Source organism: Leeuwenhoekiella aequorea (genome assembly GCF_004104375.1).
GTDB lineage: Bacteria > Bacteroidota > Bacteroidia > Flavobacteriales > Flavobacteriaceae > Leeuwenhoekiella > Leeuwenhoekiella aequorea.
The window spans coordinates 100,174-116,186 of record NZ_QOVM01000001.1 but is presented as its reverse complement, the minus strand read 5'-3'; the positions used below and the strand labels follow the sequence as shown (position 1 = coordinate 116,186).

The 16,013-nt window shown below is 32.9% G+C and carries 16 protein-coding genes and 1 tRNA gene; 13 read left to right on the top strand and 4 right to left on the bottom strand.

The window, feature by feature from the left end; all coding sequences use genetic code 11:
* Positions 1-10 precede the first annotated feature (10 nt).
* Both DSM00_RS00475 and rbfA read right to left on the bottom strand, forming a co-directional pair.
* Complete coding sequence (locus DSM00_RS00475) at positions 11-1,213, bottom strand: ABC transporter permease (protein ID WP_128756060.1); 1,203 nt, start codon at positions 1,211-1,213, stop codon at positions 11-13.
* A 12-nt stretch (positions 1,214-1,225) separates the two neighbouring features.
* Positions 1,226-1,618: a 30S ribosome-binding factor RbfA gene (rbfA, locus tag DSM00_RS00470; RefSeq protein ID WP_128756059.1), complete on the bottom strand. Its 393-nt coding sequence runs from the start codon at positions 1,616-1,618 to the stop codon at positions 1,226-1,228.
* Positions 1,619-1,764: 146 nt separating this feature from the next.
* On the opposite strand from rbfA, the gene mce reads away from it, so the two are divergent.
* The 8 genes from mce (at position 1,765) to DSM00_RS00430 (ending at position 6,758) form a co-directional block, all read left to right on the top strand.
* Entirely contained in the window at positions 1,765-2,187 is a 423-nt protein-coding gene (gene mce / locus DSM00_RS00465) for a methylmalonyl-CoA epimerase (RefSeq protein ID WP_128756058.1), read from the top strand.
* A gap of 68 nt (positions 2,188-2,255) precedes the next feature.
* Positions 2,256-2,329: transfer RNA gene (locus tag DSM00_RS00460), tRNA-Ile, on the top strand.
* Between the two features lie 128 nt (positions 2,330-2,457).
* On the top strand, positions 2,458-3,141 hold the full coding sequence (locus DSM00_RS00455; RefSeq protein ID WP_128756057.1) for a hypothetical protein: 684 nt from the start codon (positions 2,458-2,460) through the stop codon (positions 3,139-3,141).
* 114 nt (positions 3,142-3,255) lie between these two features.
* Positions 3,256-3,549, top strand: a complete 294-nt coding sequence (locus tag DSM00_RS00450; protein ID WP_128756056.1) for a helix-turn-helix transcriptional regulator — start codon at positions 3,256-3,258, stop codon at positions 3,547-3,549.
* A 90-nt stretch (positions 3,550-3,639) separates the two neighbouring features.
* A complete protein-coding gene (locus tag DSM00_RS00445) occupies positions 3,640-4,824 on the top strand; it encodes a VapE domain-containing protein (protein ID WP_128756055.1) in 1,185 nt (394 codons plus the stop codon).
* 407 nt (positions 4,825-5,231) lie between these two features.
* Entirely contained in the window at positions 5,232-5,534 is a 303-nt protein-coding gene (locus tag DSM00_RS00440; RefSeq protein ID WP_128756054.1) for a plasmid mobilization protein, read from the top strand.
* Entirely contained in the window at positions 5,534-6,310 is a 777-nt protein-coding gene (locus DSM00_RS00435; protein WP_128756053.1) for a relaxase/mobilization nuclease domain-containing protein, read from the top strand. Before DSM00_RS00440 ends, DSM00_RS00435 begins: the two co-directional genes overlap by 1 nt.
* Positions 6,267-6,758: a hypothetical protein gene (locus DSM00_RS00430; protein WP_128756052.1), complete on the top strand. Its 492-nt coding sequence runs from the start codon at positions 6,267-6,269 to the stop codon at positions 6,756-6,758. The genes DSM00_RS00435 and DSM00_RS00430 overlap by 44 nt, the downstream gene beginning before the upstream one ends.
* Here DSM00_RS00430 and DSM00_RS00425 read toward each other — a convergent pair.
* Together DSM00_RS00425 and DSM00_RS00420 are read right to left on the bottom strand one after the other, a co-directional pair.
* Entirely contained in the window at positions 6,755-7,180 is a 426-nt protein-coding gene (locus tag DSM00_RS00425; protein WP_128756051.1) for a hypothetical protein, read from the bottom strand. The two genes, DSM00_RS00430 and DSM00_RS00425, sit on opposite strands and share 4 nt — an antisense overlap.
* Before the next feature lie 99 nt (positions 7,181-7,279).
* Positions 7,280-7,606, bottom strand: a complete 327-nt coding sequence (locus DSM00_RS00420) for a hypothetical protein (RefSeq protein WP_128756050.1) — start codon at positions 7,604-7,606, stop codon at positions 7,280-7,282.
* Between the two features lie 995 nt (positions 7,607-8,601).
* Here DSM00_RS00420 and DSM00_RS00415 point away from each other — a divergent pair.
* The 5 genes from DSM00_RS00415 (at position 8,602) to DSM00_RS00395 (ending at position 16,006) form a co-directional block, all read left to right on the top strand.
* Positions 8,602-10,197, top strand: a complete 1,596-nt coding sequence (locus DSM00_RS00415; protein ID WP_128756049.1) for a type I restriction-modification system subunit M — start codon at positions 8,602-8,604, stop codon at positions 10,195-10,197.
* A gap of 1 nt (position 10,198) precedes the next feature.
* The gene (locus tag DSM00_RS00410) at positions 10,199-10,723 is read left to right on the top strand and encodes an MltR family transcriptional regulator (RefSeq protein WP_128756048.1); all 525 of its coding nucleotides are present in this window, start codon (positions 10,199-10,201) and stop codon (positions 10,721-10,723) included.
* 2 nt (positions 10,724-10,725) lie between these two features.
* The gene (locus DSM00_RS00405; RefSeq protein WP_128756047.1) at positions 10,726-11,931 is read left to right on the top strand and encodes a restriction endonuclease subunit S; all 1,206 of its coding nucleotides are present in this window, start codon (positions 10,726-10,728) and stop codon (positions 11,929-11,931) included.
* 171 nt (positions 11,932-12,102) lie between these two features.
* Complete coding sequence (locus DSM00_RS00400) at positions 12,103-13,014, top strand: Abi family protein (RefSeq protein WP_128756046.1); 912 nt, start codon at positions 12,103-12,105, stop codon at positions 13,012-13,014.
* Positions 13,015-13,156: 142 nt separating this feature from the next.
* Positions 13,157-16,006, top strand: coding sequence for a type I restriction endonuclease subunit R (locus DSM00_RS00395; protein WP_128756045.1), 2,850 nt, complete (start codon positions 13,157-13,159; stop codon positions 16,004-16,006).
* Positions 16,007-16,013 lie beyond the last annotated feature (7 nt).

The window sequence follows — 16,013 nt, the reverse complement described above, 5'->3', positions numbered from 1 at the left end:
ATAACAACTTTTATTTTTCTATCAGCTTAGGCCTAATCGTCGATGCAGCCAGGTAAGAGGCTAAGATTCCCAGTATAGATATTGTGGCAAATACCGCCAGTAAATTTGTAAGTGTAAACTCCATCGGATAAGCCAGTGTAGCAGTTATCATTTTCAATTTAAATTGAATTTGCGCACCTACAATTAATGCACCTAAAATAATACCGGCAAGACCTCCATAAATTGTCATTAAAGCACCTTGGAGAAAGAAGATATAGCGTATTTCTTTTAGAGTTGACCCGAGGCTATGAAGAGTTTTTATATTTTCTTTCTTATCAATGATTATCATTATAATACTACCTACAAGGTTAAATAAGGCAATTATAAGGACTAAGGTGAATATGAGATAAACAGCTAGATTTTCAGCATTTAACATCTTATAAAGCTTGTCATTGAGCTGAAATCTTGTTTTGACTACTGTATTTTCACCTAAAATTTCTTGAATTTTTTCTCTAATATGTATAGGATCTGCAAGTGGATCTATTTTAATTTCCAGCGCACTTAAGGTTTCTTCATCATAGCGTAAAAGGTTACGCATAAAGTTGATATTAGTGAATATATATTTCTCATCCAGTTCTTCATTTACCTGAAAGATATCTGAGACGATGAGTTGTTCACTATTAAATGCTTGAGTAGGATCTGAAATTTGACCATCTCCCGGCCTCGGAACCATAACACGTAGTAAATCTGTATAATTGTTTACGCCCAGTGAGAGAAGTCTGGAGATGCCAAAACCAATAGCACCTACGGGTTCACTCTGGCTTATCCAATTGCCATATAGAAGGGTGCTGTCTATTGCATTAACACGCATATAGTTCTCATCTACACCTTTTAAATAAGCAATATGATTCTTACCTCTAAACTCTAAAAATGCACGTTCCTCAATAATTTTGGTGAATCCGAGTATGCCTTCTGTATTTGATAATTTTAAAGCTGCTGCTTCATCAAATGTTATTGTCTTGCCACTTGCGGGCATAACTTTCAAATCTGGATCAAATATTGAAGAGAAGGATAAACTAAAATCTTTGAGACCAGAAAATCCCGAAAGTACAATAAATAGGGCAGCAGAGCCTGCTATTATACTTAGGGCAGAAATAAAAGTGATTATATTTATAGCATTATTACTGCTTCGGGTAAACAGGTAACGTTTTGCGATAAATACAGGAAATTTCAACAAATATGTAAATTATGATTTTTTACGGCGAGGTAATAAATCAGGATTTTCAATAGGATCTTCTGTTCCTTTTAAAGATTTATCTATTCCGTCTATATATTCTAACGAGTCATCAATATAAAATTGCAATTCTGGCATACGTCTCAATTGGTGACGTGTGCGTTGTGCAATTTCGTGTTTAATAAATGGTTTTACAGCCTTTACCTCAACAAGCATTTCTGCTGCTTTATCGTGAGGAAAAACGCTCATATAAACTTTTGCTTGTGATAAATCTGTTGTTACACCTACTTTACTCACAGATACAATAATTCCTGTTACGCCTGCCTGAGCAAGTGCTTTTTGTATCACATCTACAAGGTCGCGTTGTAAAACACCACCTACTTTTTTCTGCCTATTCGTTTCCATACTGCAAAAATACGATTTTTAGCTACGACGTGTTTGCAAATAATGCGTATCTCTAGTAAGTGGATGTATTTCTGAGTTTGTAACGATTAGGAGAAATGTAGAAATTCTATTTTTAAGGTATTAATGAGTAGAGAAAGACATGTACTATGAAACAAATCGAACATATAGGTATTGCAGTTAAAGATTTAAATGCTTCAAATATTCTTTATGAAAAATTATTAGGCAAACCGCCTTATAAATTTGAGGAGGTAATTACTGAAGGCGTAAAGACTTCATTTTTTGAAATGGGAACAAGTAAAATTGAACTATTAGAGGCAAGTAATGCAGATAGTCCTATTGCAAAATTTATAGAAAAACGTGGTGAAGGCATACACCATATTGCTTATGCAGTAGAAGATATTGTAGGTGAATTAAAGCGTTTGCAACAAGAGGGTTTTATTTTGCTAAATGAAAAGCCAAAAGAAGGTGCTGACAATAAATGGGTTGCCTTTTTACATCCTAAAAGCACAGGAGGAGTTTTAATCGAATTATGTCAAGATAGAGAAATTGAATTAAAGGAGTTTGATTAATATTTGCAGTAAATAAAAATTAGTCTTATTTTTGCGCCCGCTTTAGTGCTTTAATAAGCATTAATGCTGGTCCTATAGCTCAGTTGGTTAGAGCACCTGACTCATAATCAGGTGGTCCCTGGTTCGAGCCCAGGTGGGACCACACTAGTAAAGATAAGCCTTACGAGAGATCGTAGGGCTTTTTTGTTTTGGGGTTAGTACAACATATAGACAACACAATAGTTATCATTTATTTATATTTGATAATCACAAACCCCCAAATTATATTGAATGCTTGAAAATTCTATCATATACTACGTCCGTATTTTAACCAAAATTGAAAACAAATTAAAGTTACTTTTCGAACCAGGTTTTCGTATGAAACCATCAAAGCTCTTTAATAGGTTTGTTTTTATTTTCTTGGGTATTTCTTTATTTACATTTTTACTCCTGATTTTTAATGGAGCCAGTTGGAATATAAGTCTAATTGTCGCAATAGTATTCTTTTTATTTGGAGTATCAGCTCTATTTCATAAGAGAGCATTATTTGTCAAAAATGAAATGAATGTAGAGCCAATATTTCAATTTATAAAGAATAGAAATATTGATTTTCATTTTTTGAAAATGAATAAAGGTGAGTCAGATCAATTTCTACGAATTCTTGAGGGAAAGGAAGTTTCTAAAAAAGTAGTTTTTAAAATCACATCCACGACCAGACCAAAAGACCCGCACTACAACGCAATTTTTTCAATTTTTGATTTACTTATAGTGGGGGGAGTTCAAAGTTTAGAAGGAAATAAGAAAAAGGCTTTCTTTCAATTAATCGATCATACATTTTTAATGGGTAAAAATGCTGTAAATATGGGAAGCTTAAAAAAAAGCTATTCCAAATGGAAGAAGGATTTATCAGAAAATCGAGCTCCAAGTACTAGTGACTTGTTAAATTATTTCAGTCAAAACATTTTCAAAGCATAAATATGTAGTAATTAACTGGTAATGTATATTACTACATTGTATTAGTGACATTTAGCATCATATGTTTGCTCAAACAATCGGCCGATTGATCTATTAATTTTAAATCACAAAGCGATGAGCAATTCAGAAAATGTAGTCGAGATATTACTTGACATTCGAAATCAACTCTACCTCAATAAAAAGGTTTTTAATATTGAAGACCTAGAACGTTACACCGGACTTTCTAAAAGCAAAATTTACAAGCTTTCCAGATTACAACTTCTACCAAAAGGTTCCAATAAAAACATTCGTCAACTGTTTTTTAAGAAAGAAGATATTGATAATTGGTTATTAGGAGAACCAGATACTTCTGATGATTTCTTAGAAGCAGAATTTAACAAAAAGCTCTTGCTAAATAAAAAAGCGTAAGGGTGCCACCTTACGCTTAAAAATTTCTTTATCACTTTACAACTTAATGAAAGTCATACAAATATACGGCTTTCTATAAATTATTTATCTATGAAAGCAAATTCTTTCTATGGGATTGAAGATCCCAAGAGTAAGACTATATATCATTTAGCTGCAGAACATATTTTTTCAAGATATGAACTTAAATATAATACGATTGCTCACGAATATGAGATTAGATTGAAAGAAGGTTCCCAATGGAAATCCCTTAACCTAGAATCACTTTTAATCGAACTCGAGAGCAATCAGATCAATATAAGTATTAGGAAATTAGAAATACTAATCAAATCTGATATGGTTGAAAGTTATGATCCAATAGATAATTATTTCAGGGGGCTACCTAAATATGATCATTCTGATCATATATCCAAATTTGCAAGTTATGTGCCGGTAATAGACTTTAAGAGTTTTGAATATCATATGAGAAAATGGTTAGTCAGGGCTGTGCGGTGCGCATTAGAACCAAATTATGTAAACAAGCAATGTTTTGTTTTAGTTCATCCTGGACAAAACTCGGGGAAATCATCTTGGTGTAGAGCACTATGTCCGAAACCTTTAAGAAATTATTTTACAGAAGAATTAGGTTATGGGAAAGATGCTAATATTCAATTGACTAGAAACTTCTTAATTGCTCTAGACGATTTCGATGGTGAGGACTCTAAGACCTTAGGAAACCGAAAGGCTATGATGTCTAAAATGAGTATAAATGAACGCCTACCCTACGATAAACGAAATTCGAAACTTCCTCGAATATGTTCATTTCTTGGATCAACAAACGTATTAACCTTTCTAAAAGACCCTACAGGTTCAGTGAGATGGTTAAGTTTTATGATGAACGGCAAAATAGACTTTAGTTTTAAAGAAGAGGTAGATATTAATATGGTTTGGTCACAAGCCTATCATCTAGCTTACAATGATCCTGATTTTAATGAGGAGCTCACATTTAAAGATATTCAGGAAAATGAAATTAGAAATGCGCAATATAGAGAGTTGACACCGGAAGAAGAGATTGTAACGAAATATTTTGTTCCAGGAGATGATTTCAGTGAATTCAAAACTTCGACTGAAGTGGTTATTAGCCTCAATGGGCTTAATACAAAACTAAATACTGTAAGTATGGGTAAAGCCTTAACATCTCAAGGTTTCCCTAGAGTAAAACATCCACAAAGACAGATATACGGCTATTTAATTAAACCACTTTTCAAAGTAAGTCCATTTGAAATTGAAAATGATTAAAAATTAAAAATCAAGTTACCTACTTACCAGAGAGTTATAAAGGTCACATTATTAATTGATTATAGCAGGTAGATTAATATTTTATCAGCTACCTAAACTTACCTAAATCTAAGAATTAGGTAAGATAGGTAGGAGGTAGGTAACTTGATTGCATAACCTAAATTACTGTATTTCAGAAGTTAAAAATTAGGTAAGTATTAAATCAAAACTAAACTTAAAATCAAGATTTCAGCTTGATGAGTAAGGATTCTTGAATTGACAACGAAAGAGTAATTCGAAAGAGTAATTCAACGAAAGAGTAATTCGAAAGAGTAATTCAAGAAGTGACTTTGTATATACAATCAGTTACCTGATCCTATATAAAAGTCAATTCTTGGTTTTTTCGCTAAGGCTCAAAAACAAAAAAAATGAAACAAAAAAGGAGAGAAGTAATTATTCTGCGTACCACCTTAATTGATAAAAAGCTTTTAAAAGTTATGGCTAAAGATGCCGGCTTATCTCTAAGTAAATATTTAATTAAAGCCGGATTGAATAAGAATTTGAGATCTAGATTGACTGAAGATGAATTAGAAACTTATAAATCACTTGTTAAATTTCAAAATGGTTTAACATCAACTGGAAATTTACTTAAAAAGAAAGATCCAAGATTTAATCAGGAGCTTCATAATCTAGTTGATGAAATTAGAGTGCATCTTAAAAACTTTCAATAATGGTTGGATTAGGAAGAGCAATAAGCCATTTAAGAGCAAGCTTAGAATATGCAGATAATGATAAGAAGAATGCTGAATTGGTCCATAAAGAACTATTATCAGCTATAAAAACAAAGGATATAACTCGTGAATTTAATATGATTCATGAGTTGAACCATAATTGTCTCAATAATGTATTCTCTTTTGTTATTTCTCCAGTTCCTGAAGATGGAGCCCGGCTAAAAACAGAAGATTGGAATGAGATAGCTCATCGATTTAAATCTGAATTAGGTTTAAATGATAATCAGAGTGTAGGCTATGTTCATAATGACAGAAAGCATAGACATCTTCATTTGTATGTAAACAGAATAGATTTTTCTGGAAAGGCATTAACTAGTAGTTATATAGGCTATAAATCAATGAAAGCGGCTGAAAAGGTTGCAATTAGATTGGGGCTTCAAACTATTGATGATGTTAAAACAAAGAAAAAGACAGCTACTAAAGAGATTAGAAAGGAACTTTTAAATATTCATAAGAAAGTTATTTCTAAAAAAGCAATTATAAACATAAAAACTTATGAATTAGAAATGAAACAGAATGGCATTTTAGCAATAGCCATTTTAGATCAGTTCGGAAACCTTAGAGGCTTTAGGTTTATACATAAGGGTTATGATTTCAAAGCAAGTGAAATTCACAAAACTATGGCCAAGAACCAATTATTAAAAGATTTAGAAATTAATAAAAATAAGAACAATGTCACAAAAACATCTAGTCGCTCTGCTAGTAGAAGAGTTTAAAAACCTTGAAACTCAATCTAAAAAATTTGATTATAATGCTAGTAGAATAGTTAAAGCGAGCAATGATATTGATACTAAATATGTTGATTTTCAAAAGCTTTTGGATAAGCCAATACTCATTAATTTAGAGCCCTTTGAAAATTCTAAAGAGGAGTATATAAAAGTTATTTCTAAAATTAACAATTCTCTAGTTGAGCAAGCGGAAGAGACTGTCAAAAAGATTAAATCAAATAAAATAAATCAACGTATTTATCTTATTATTATACTATTAATGTTAACCTGTTTTGCTTCAGTATTGATCATAAGCTATTTTTCGGATAAAGATTTAAAAGAGCAAATTGATATCGAAAAACAAAAGAATAGATATTTGATTAATCGTCAAAATCAATTTTTTAAAGAGTATCCAGATGTTCAGGAACTTTATGAAAAATGGAATGAGAACATTTAAAAGATAAAATCAAATGCATTTATTTCCCTTCTGCTCGCTTTAAATTTCTCTAGCTCAACTTTATATTCAAAACCTGATAAAGCATCGTAGCTGGTCTCTGAATCCTCAGGGAAGTGTTTTATGCATTCAAGATCAAACGAGAAAGCTTGAGATTCTTCATATTTTGAATATTCATCAGCAATCTCTAAGTACAGTAAATTTAAAAAATTTAAAAAGGAATCATCTTGAAATGACTCTGATGTATGTTCTAGAAGCCAATTCACAAACTCCGGAGCAAATGTACCCAAGCCACAATTAGTTTTCCATTTTGGAAAGGCTAAATCGAGAAAATGTAATATTTCTTCAAGCTGAACAGAACCTGAGTAGTTATATGAGATCTGATCATAGAAGGGGTCGAAGTATTGAAGGGTTTCTTGATGCATTTTCAGGATTTGAGGTTTTATTAAAATTAATAAATATGAAGCAAAATACATTCGTTTTTGACTTAGATATAAAGCAGAAGGGAATAAAAGGATACCCCCTTATTTATCTTTTAATGCTAAATCTCTGAATTCAATCAATTTTGTTTTTAATATATGAAATTTCAGAATTTGATTAGTTATATTATACTCCGGGTTATTAATTTCTCTAAAAAGAATATGAGATTTTCCAATTATAATCCATTTAGGATTTATCATTAATTCTTCAATTCCCTTCATAATTAAGCCTTCTTCAAAGCCACTTACATCTAGTTCAACTACAAAATAATATTTATTAAATTCTTTGAACCCTTCTTTATCGTGTAGGTTATTTTTTTTGATAAAGTATTTAAGCAGTCCAATAATTATATTTTTATTTTTGAAATACATTACATATATCTAAAACTAATGATTAATATTATGAGAGTGGTCTTATGGTTTAGAACCTAAAATAATCTTAAATATCTCTCTTTTAAAAACCTGCTGTTGGCAGCTACTTTTATTCTTTTTCTATTGTATAGGGTGTAATGACTTCCTTATTTTTCTCTTTGAAAAATTTAGACTCAGCTTTAAAGTTTTTATATTCCTTTGTCCCTCTAAATTCTCTGAGTATAGGAAATTCTTCTAAGCGTTCAATGTTTGTTTGATTTCAAGTACCATCGGTAAAATTGTAGGCTTTTCGGAAAAAGGAAAACCTATACAATTAACAGAAAATAAAGCATTTCTAATGAATAAATTTAAGTATATCAAAATTAATAAAAGCAGTGAAAAACTATCTTACATATAAAATTATAAAGGTACCATTGAGTATAGTTCTTCTGATGGAGTTTGGTATGGAAAATTTCTTGAGATCAACCATCTCGTTATCTACGAGGCCAATTCTACAGAAGATTTGCGAAAGGCTTTTATTGAAGCTTTAGATGATTTAAAGACGATCAGCAGGTAAAATAAAAATCAGCACCTATTACTAAAATTGAGTGCTGACTTTACGAAAGATAAACCAGACATTAATCCCCAGGATTATGCTTATGAGGCTTTAGCCCTGGGTGCTTCGGTTTAGTTTCAGGGTTGACCCGTCGTCTTTTGTCAGGGGTTCCGTCTTCTTTTTTTGGTTTTGGCCCGGGCTTAATTGCTTTTATTTTTTCCATAAGTTCTAGATTTGAATGATTATTAGTTTACCTTCCTATTAAACGAATATAATCATAACTTACTGATTATCATTACAGAATTCCTCATTCTGAATTGGATATATTATTTAAATAGATCATTCAAATCACCCTTAAATGTTTTCTATTTACAAAACAAACCAGTTTATTCATTTCTATCGAATTGCCGTGGCTAAGTTTCTTATTTTTGAAAGCAACGGTTATCACTAATTCAAATTCATGTCTGAAGAACAAAAAAAACTACTAGAAAAACAATTATGGGCTATTGCTAACCTTCTTAGGGGCAAAATGGATGCAGACGATTACAGAAACTACATCTTAGGTTTTATTTTCTTTAAATACCTGTCTGAGAAGCTACACATCTATGCAGATGAGATATTATCCCCAGACAACCTAACTTATGAGCAACTAGACGAAAACTCAGATACTGGTAAACTCTATATAGAAGCCGTTAGAAAAGCTTGTGTTAAGAATTTAGGGTACTTCTTAAAGCCAACCGAACTTTTCACCTCTATAGCTCAGAAAGGAAATAACCTTAACGAGGTAGAAACTAACGATAATGATGAAGCGAAGCAGTTTTTCATTATAGAAGATCTTGAGCGCATTCTTACAAATATTGAGCAGAGTACAATGGGTACAGACTCAGAAGATGATTTTGTACGCTTATTTGAAGATCTCGATTTGACCTCTTCTAAGTTGGGTAGAACAGCAAAGGCACAGAACGAAATCATAGCCAAAATACTTACGCATCTTGATCAGATAGATTTTCAGTTAAAGAACTCAGATAGTGATTTACTGGGCGATGCTTACGAATTTCTAATAGGTGAGTTTGCAGCGGGTGCAGGTAAAAAGGCAGGTGAGTTTTATACGCCACAAGCAGTATCTACTATATTGGCCAAAATTGTTACGACTCGTAAAACCCGTATCAAGTCTGTCTATGATCCTACATGTGGTAGTGGTTCGTTGCTGTTAAGAGTAGCTAGAGAAGTAGATGATGTTAGTTTCTTTTATGGACAGGAATTAAACCGTACGACTTATAACTTGGCGCGAATGAATATGATTCTTCACGACGTGCATTACAGTAAGTTTGATATCAAGCAAGAAGATACTTTAGAAGAACCACAACACGATGAATTAAGGGCAGAGGCTATTGTAGCTAATCCTCCATTTTCTGCGAACTGGAGTGCTAAAAGTATTTTTAGTACAGATGATCGCTTTAGCCAGTATGGTAAGCTAGCACCTAAGACTAAAGCTGATTTTGCCTTTGTACAACATATGGTGCACCATCTAGATGAGAACGGAATAATGGCAACCGTTTTGCCTCACGGTGTATTGTTTCGTGGTAGCTCAGAAGCGCATATACGACGCTATTTAATAGAAGATCGTAACTATATAGATGCCGTTATAGGGCTACCGGCTAATATCTTTTTTGGAACGGGGATACCTACCTGTATTTTGGTGATTAAAAAATGTAGGGAAGTTGATGAAGATATTTTGTTTATAGATGCCAGTAATCATTTTGAAAAACAAGGTAAAGACAACAAACTCTTACCGGAACATATAGAAGCTATTGTAGGCACTTATAAAGAACGTTTAGTAAAAGGCAAATACAGTTACAAAGCAACTTTAAAAGAAATCGCTGAGAACGATTACAACCTGAATATTCCGCGTTATGTAGACACCTTTGAGGAAGAGGAGCCTGTAGATATTACTGCAGTCGCTAAAGAAATACAAGACTTAGATAGAGAGCTGGCAAAGACCGATTCTCAAATTGCAGATTTTTGCAAACAGTTGAATATAAACACCCCGTTTTAAAATGATTATAAATGAAAAAAAAGAAGTAGAACGGTATTTCGAAATCCAAGAAGGACTCATATCATTTCATAATCAGTTTAATTATGAGAGTAATGACAGGGCTATTGTAGTTGTTGGATTAGCATTTATTGAAGACCAATTGTTGTATTGTTTAGAAAGTTTTTTGCCGAAAAAATCATTTACTGTGAATAAAATATTGAGCCACAGGGGATTTTTAGGAACTTATAGCGCAAAAGTAGATTTATTATACTGTTTAGGCTTTATTGACAAAATGATAAAAACTGATTTAGATGGATTAGGACAGATTAGAAATTTATTTGCTCATAAAGTAAACATCTCTTTCAAGCATGATCAAGTAATTAAAATGTGTAATAAGTTTGAATGGCACAAAACAGCAATGATGACAAATGCCCCAAAGGGAGTTAGTAGTAAGGAAGTTTTTAAAGTGGAAGTTAACACAATAGTATCCCATCTAAGTGGTATTGCTTCTATCTGTAGAGCGGAAAAGAGGGAGTTAAAGAACTAGCTATGCAAAATATAAAGCCACTTACACCCAAATTGAGATTTCCTGAGTTTAAAGATGATTGGAAAGAAGAAAGTTTTAGAAATCTTACAAAGATAAATCAAGGTCTTCAAATACCTATTTCTGAAAGACTTACTAAAGAACAAAATGGCTCTTATTTTTATATTACTAATGAGTTTTTGCGAGCTAATTCTGAAAAGAAATATTACATTAAGAATCCTTCGAAATCAGTTATTTGTTCAGAAGAAGATATTCTGATGACACGGACGGGAAATACAGGAACGGTTGTTACAAATGTATCAGGAGCTTTTCATAATAATTTTTTTAAGATTGCTTATTCAAAGAAGTTAATTAAGAGTTTTCTTTATTACTATTTAATTTTAACTAATACTCAAAATTTAATTCTAAGATTAGCAGGAACATCTACAATTCCTGATTTAAATCATTCTGATTTTTATAGAATAAAAATTCAATATCCGTTTTTAGCGGAACAACAAAAAATAGCTTCTTTTCTTACCGCTGTAGACACTAAAATCAATCAACTTACTAAAAAGAAAGAACTGCTTGATCAATATAAAAAAGGTGTAATGCAAAAGCTTTTTAGTCAGGAGATACGGTTTAAGGATGAGAATGGTAATGATTTTCCTGAATGGGAAGAGAAGAGATTGAGTAAGATTACAAAGTATTATGATGGTACTCACCAAACACCAAATTATGTTTCCAGAGGAATTCCCTTTTATAGTGTAGAACACGTCACAGCTAACCAATTTGAGCAAACGAAATACATTTCTAAAGAGGTTTTTGATAAAGAGAACAAAAGAGTAAAGCTGGAAAAGGGAGATATTTTAATGACTAGGATTGGTAATGTTGGCAAGGCTAAATATATAGATTGGGATGTTAAGGGCTCATTTTATGTTAGTCTAGCTTTGATAAAACAAGGCTCATCGTTTTCAAGTAAGTATCTCGCTCAATATATAAATGCTGAGCCTTTTCAACGTGAATTGTGGAAGAGAATAATTCATGTAGCCTTCCCTATCAAGATTAACTTAGGAGAGATAGGTAATTGTTTAGTAAAACTGCCTTGTATAGAGGAGCAAACTAGAATCGCCAATTTTCTAAGCGCTATAGATGATAAGATTGAAGCGGTAAATACTCAAATAGATAAAACAACCACCTTTAAAAGAGGGCTGTTGCAGCATATGTTTGTGTGATACATTCTAAGAACAATAGTCAAAGTGACATCATTAGTTGCGTATACGCAACTAATGATGTATTTTTGCAGTAACAGTACACACCACGCTACCCGTAAGATCAGCGTCCCAGGGTGTGTCTTTTGCTTTATAGGGTTTTCTGTTTTTAATTTCTTCTAGTATCTTTCCTAAATGTTTACCAAGAAAGCCTTTACAATAGACCAGCAAATAGCGCAGCTTCAGGAACGAGGTTTGCAATTTGACAATCTCAAAAAAGCTAAAAAGTATCTTGCTCACATAAGTTATTACAGGCTTGGCGAGTATTGGTATGTGATGCAAGCCGATAAAGAGAAGCATCTCTTTAAACCAAATAGCATTTTTGAAGATGTTGTAAAACTCTACAACTTTGATGCAGAGCTAAGACTTTTGCTATTTGAAGTTATAGAGAAAATAGAAATCAGTGTCCGTACCAAATTGATTTATCACGTGTCTCACGAGATAGATCCTTGGTGGTTTCAAAATATGGAACTATTTACAGATAGTCGGGCTTTGGTTAAAACTTTGGCAAACCTCGAGGATGAAATAAGCCGCAGTAAAGATCCTACAATTAAAAACCATCTAAAGAAGCACAAGGATGATAAACGCTTTCCACCTGCTTGGAAGTCCTTAGAGCAAACCAGCTTTGGAGCCTTATCAAAGCTTTATGGTAATCTAAAACATACAGTAAAAGCAAAAGATACCATTGCAGAAGAATTAGGTGCTGTAAACCACACATATTTGCCTAGTTGGTTGCAATCTATAGCGCAAATACGCAATTATTGTGCACATCATAGCAGGTTATGGAATCGCAATTTACCAGGAACGGTAAAACTATTATCAAACCCTCCTCATCCTTGGATCAGAGAAAAAGAAAATGTGCCAAAGCAGCACGAGTTTCAGAAGCTGTATGTTCATATGACGTTGATGAAATATATGCTTAACATTATACAACCCGATAATAATTTCAAGAATAAACTGAATGATCTATTTGTAAAATATGACAATGTAGATCCTGATGCACTAGGAATGAAACCGGATTGGCAGAATGAGCCAGTTTGGAAATAAGCGTACTAAAAAGAGAATCTTGTATAATCTAAGATTTACAAGTAAGAATGTAACACGCTTGTAACTAAGCTGTTTATTAATTTTGAAAATGTCAACAAAATCAAGGTATTAGTATGTAACGCTAATGTAACTAAGCCAATTTATGACCACACAACCAGAACAAGTTTTAGAGAATAATTTAGTAGATCAATTAAAAGGTCTAGGTCATAAACCGGTAACACTAAAAACAGAAGAAGACTTATTAAGCAATCTAAAAGCTCAATTAGAAAAGCACAACAAAACCACCTTTTCTACAACAGAGTTTGAGCGTATTTTAATACATCTCTCTAAAGGAAATATCTTTGATAAGGCAAAGACCCTTCGTGATAAATATGTACTGCAGAAGGACAACGGGGACAAATCATTTATAGAATTTATCAATCAGGATTTTTGGTGTCAAAACGAATTTCAGGTTACCAATCAGGTTACTATAAATGGTAAGCAGGAAAACCGCTATGATGTAACTATTCTTATAAACGGCTTGCCATTGGTGCAAATAGAGCTGAAACGTCGTGGTATCGAGCTTAAAGAAGCTTTTAACCAGGTGCAGCGTTACCAGAAAGAATCATTTGCTTCAAACAATGCCCTTTTTAATTATGTGCAGGTTTTTGTGATTAGTAATGGAGTAGATACTAAATACTACGCAAACAGCCAGAAGCAAAGCTTTAAGTTTACTTCCTTTTGGGGTGATGAGAAAAATAAGAAAATTACACAGCTAGAAAAATTTGCGATTATTTTCTTAGAGCCTTGCCACATTGCAAAAATGATCACCAAATACATCGTTTTACACGAAAGCGATAAGATTTTAATGGTGCTCAGACCGTATCAGTTTTATGCTGTAGAATCAATTATAGATCGAGTAAAAAACAGCACAAAAAATGGCTATATCTGGCATACTACCGGTTCAGGAAAAACGCTAACTTCTTTTAAAGCGAGTCAGATTCTGACCAACAATCCAAAAATTAAAAAAGTAGTGTTTGTTGTTGACCGGCAAGATCTAGATGATCAAACCGTACGGGAATTCAGAGCTTTTGATAAAGATAGCATTGATGGCACTGAAAATACAAAAATGCTTATTAAGCAATTTTTAGATCCAAACAGGCCATTGCTGGTCACCACCATTCAAAAACTAAATGGAGCTATTAAAAAGGCAAAGTTTAGAAGTCAGATTGAAAAATTAAAAGACGAGAAAATCGTCTTCATCTTTGATGAGTGCCATCGTTCTCAATTTGGAGATACGCATAGGCGTATAGTGAGCTTTTTTACGAATCATCAACTATTTGGTTTTACAGGAACGCCCATATTTGTTAAGAACGCAATTAGCAAAAAAGGCATAAAGCAAACTACTGCAAACTTATTCCACGATTGCTTACACCGCTATGTTATAACAGATGCGATAAGAGATGAGAACGTTTTAAAGTTTTCTATAGAATATTACAATGTATTTAAATCTAAAGAGGGCGTTGACGATATTAAAGTTGAAGATATTGATAAGCAGGAGGTTTATGAGAGCGACGATTACATTAATACCATTACCAACTATATCTTAGCCAACCATAACCGTAAAACGCACCACAGAACGTTTACCGCTATTCTATGTGTTAGCAGTGTAGATATTCTAATTAAATATTATGATCTCTTAAAGGCGAAGAAGGAAGCTGGAGAGCATCTTTTAAACATTGCTACCATATTCTCTTACGCTGCCAATCCTGAAGATGCTTCAGCAAACGGCGAAATACCGGAAGAAGATTTTCCCGAGGTGATGATGGCTGCAGAGCCATCAGCCGCCTATGCTAAAATTCCTCATAAAGATAAATTAGATGAATGCATTGCAGATTACAACAAGCAGTTTGGCTCAAAACATTCGGCTAAAGATGGCAACACCTTTCTAAACTATAAAAAAGACATCTCAAAACGTGTCAAAAATAAACAGATAGACATTCTTGTTGTTGTAAATATGTTTTTGACTGGCTTTGATAGCAAATCTTTAAACACGCTTTATGTAGATAAAAACTTAAACTATCATGGTTTAATACAAGCATTCTCCCGAACCAATAGAATTTTAAATGAAAAGAAATCGCAGGGGAATATTTTAGCATTTAGAAATCTGAAACAAAATACGGATGACGCTATTGCTTTATTTTCAGATAAAAACGCAAAAGAAACCATTACAATTGATCCTTATGAGGATCAGTTAAAAAAATTCAACACGGCTTATAAAGAATTAATGGCTATTGCACCCACGGTAGACAGTGTAAATGACCTTGAAACCGAAGATGATGAATTAGCCTTCGCAAAAGCCTTTAGGGAAATAATGCGTCTAAAAAATATACTGTCTTCTTTTGTTGAATTTACATTTGAAGACACCTACATGAAGGAGCAGGAATTTGCGGATTACACGAGCAAATACTTAGATCTCTATGATAAAATCAAGACCAACCAACAAAAAGAATCTGTTTCTATTTTAGAAGAAATTGATTTTGAGTTAGAGCTCATACATCGGGACGAAATAAATGTTGCCTATATTTTAAAATTGTTAGCAAAACTGAAAGATGCCAAGCCTAAAGAACAAGCGAAACAGAAAAAACAAATCATAGATTTAATCTCCGGAGAAACCGAGCTTAGAAGTAAGCGCGATTTAATAGAGAAATTTATCCAGAATAATCTTCCTAAAATTGAGGAAGGTGATGATGTAGAAGATGAGTTTAATGCCTACTGGAAGGATGAAACGAGAAAAGCCCTCCAAGAACTAAGTAAAAAGGAGGACCTAAATCAGCAGAAAGTTGAAGGTATTATAAATGATTTTCTTTTTACAGGCAGGATGGCAACCGAAGATGAAGTCATTGAAGCATTAGAAAAGCAACCGAGTGTTTTACAACGAGAATCTATTAGTAACCGGGTTACGGAGAAGATAAAAGACTTTATAAAAACGTTTATAAATGGGGTCAGCTAATTATGAG

Coding starts and splice junctions, on each gene's coding strand:
- DSM00_RS00400 (WP_128756046.1), top strand. CDS start 12,103: ATGTTTACCAAGAAAGCCTTTACAATAGACCAGCAAATAGCGCAGCTT.
- DSM00_RS00410 (WP_128756048.1), top strand. CDS start 10,199: ATGATTATAAATGAAAAAAAAGAAGTAGAACGGTATTTCGAAATCCAA.
- DSM00_RS00395 (WP_128756045.1), top strand. CDS start 13,157: ATGACCACACAACCAGAACAAGTTTTAGAGAATAATTTAGTAGATCAA.
- mce (WP_128756058.1), top strand. CDS start 1,765: ATGAAACAAATCGAACATATAGGTATTGCAGTTAAAGATTTAAATGCT.
- DSM00_RS00435 (WP_128756053.1), top strand. CDS start 5,534: ATGGTTGGATTAGGAAGAGCAATAAGCCATTTAAGAGCAAGCTTAGAA.
- DSM00_RS00440 (WP_128756054.1), top strand. CDS start 5,232: ATGAAACAAAAAAGGAGAGAAGTAATTATTCTGCGTACCACCTTAATT.
- DSM00_RS00405 (WP_128756047.1), top strand. CDS start 10,726: ATGCAAAATATAAAGCCACTTACACCCAAATTGAGATTTCCTGAGTTT.
- rbfA (WP_128756059.1), bottom strand. CDS start 1,618: ATGGAAACGAATAGGCAGAAAAAAGTAGGTGGTGTTTTACAACGCGAC.
- DSM00_RS00455 (WP_128756057.1), top strand. CDS start 2,458: ATGCTTGAAAATTCTATCATATACTACGTCCGTATTTTAACCAAAATT.
- DSM00_RS00450 (WP_128756056.1), top strand. CDS start 3,256: ATGAGCAATTCAGAAAATGTAGTCGAGATATTACTTGACATTCGAAAT.
- DSM00_RS00430 (WP_128756052.1), top strand. CDS start 6,267: ATGTCACAAAAACATCTAGTCGCTCTGCTAGTAGAAGAGTTTAAAAAC.
- DSM00_RS00425 (WP_128756051.1), bottom strand. CDS start 7,180: ATGCATCAAGAAACCCTTCAATACTTCGACCCCTTCTATGATCAGATC.
- DSM00_RS00415 (WP_128756049.1), top strand. CDS start 8,602: ATGTCTGAAGAACAAAAAAAACTACTAGAAAAACAATTATGGGCTATT.
- DSM00_RS00420 (WP_128756050.1), bottom strand. CDS start 7,606: ATGTATTTCAAAAATAAAAATATAATTATTGGACTGCTTAAATACTTT.
- DSM00_RS00445 (WP_128756055.1), top strand. CDS start 3,640: ATGAAAGCAAATTCTTTCTATGGGATTGAAGATCCCAAGAGTAAGACT.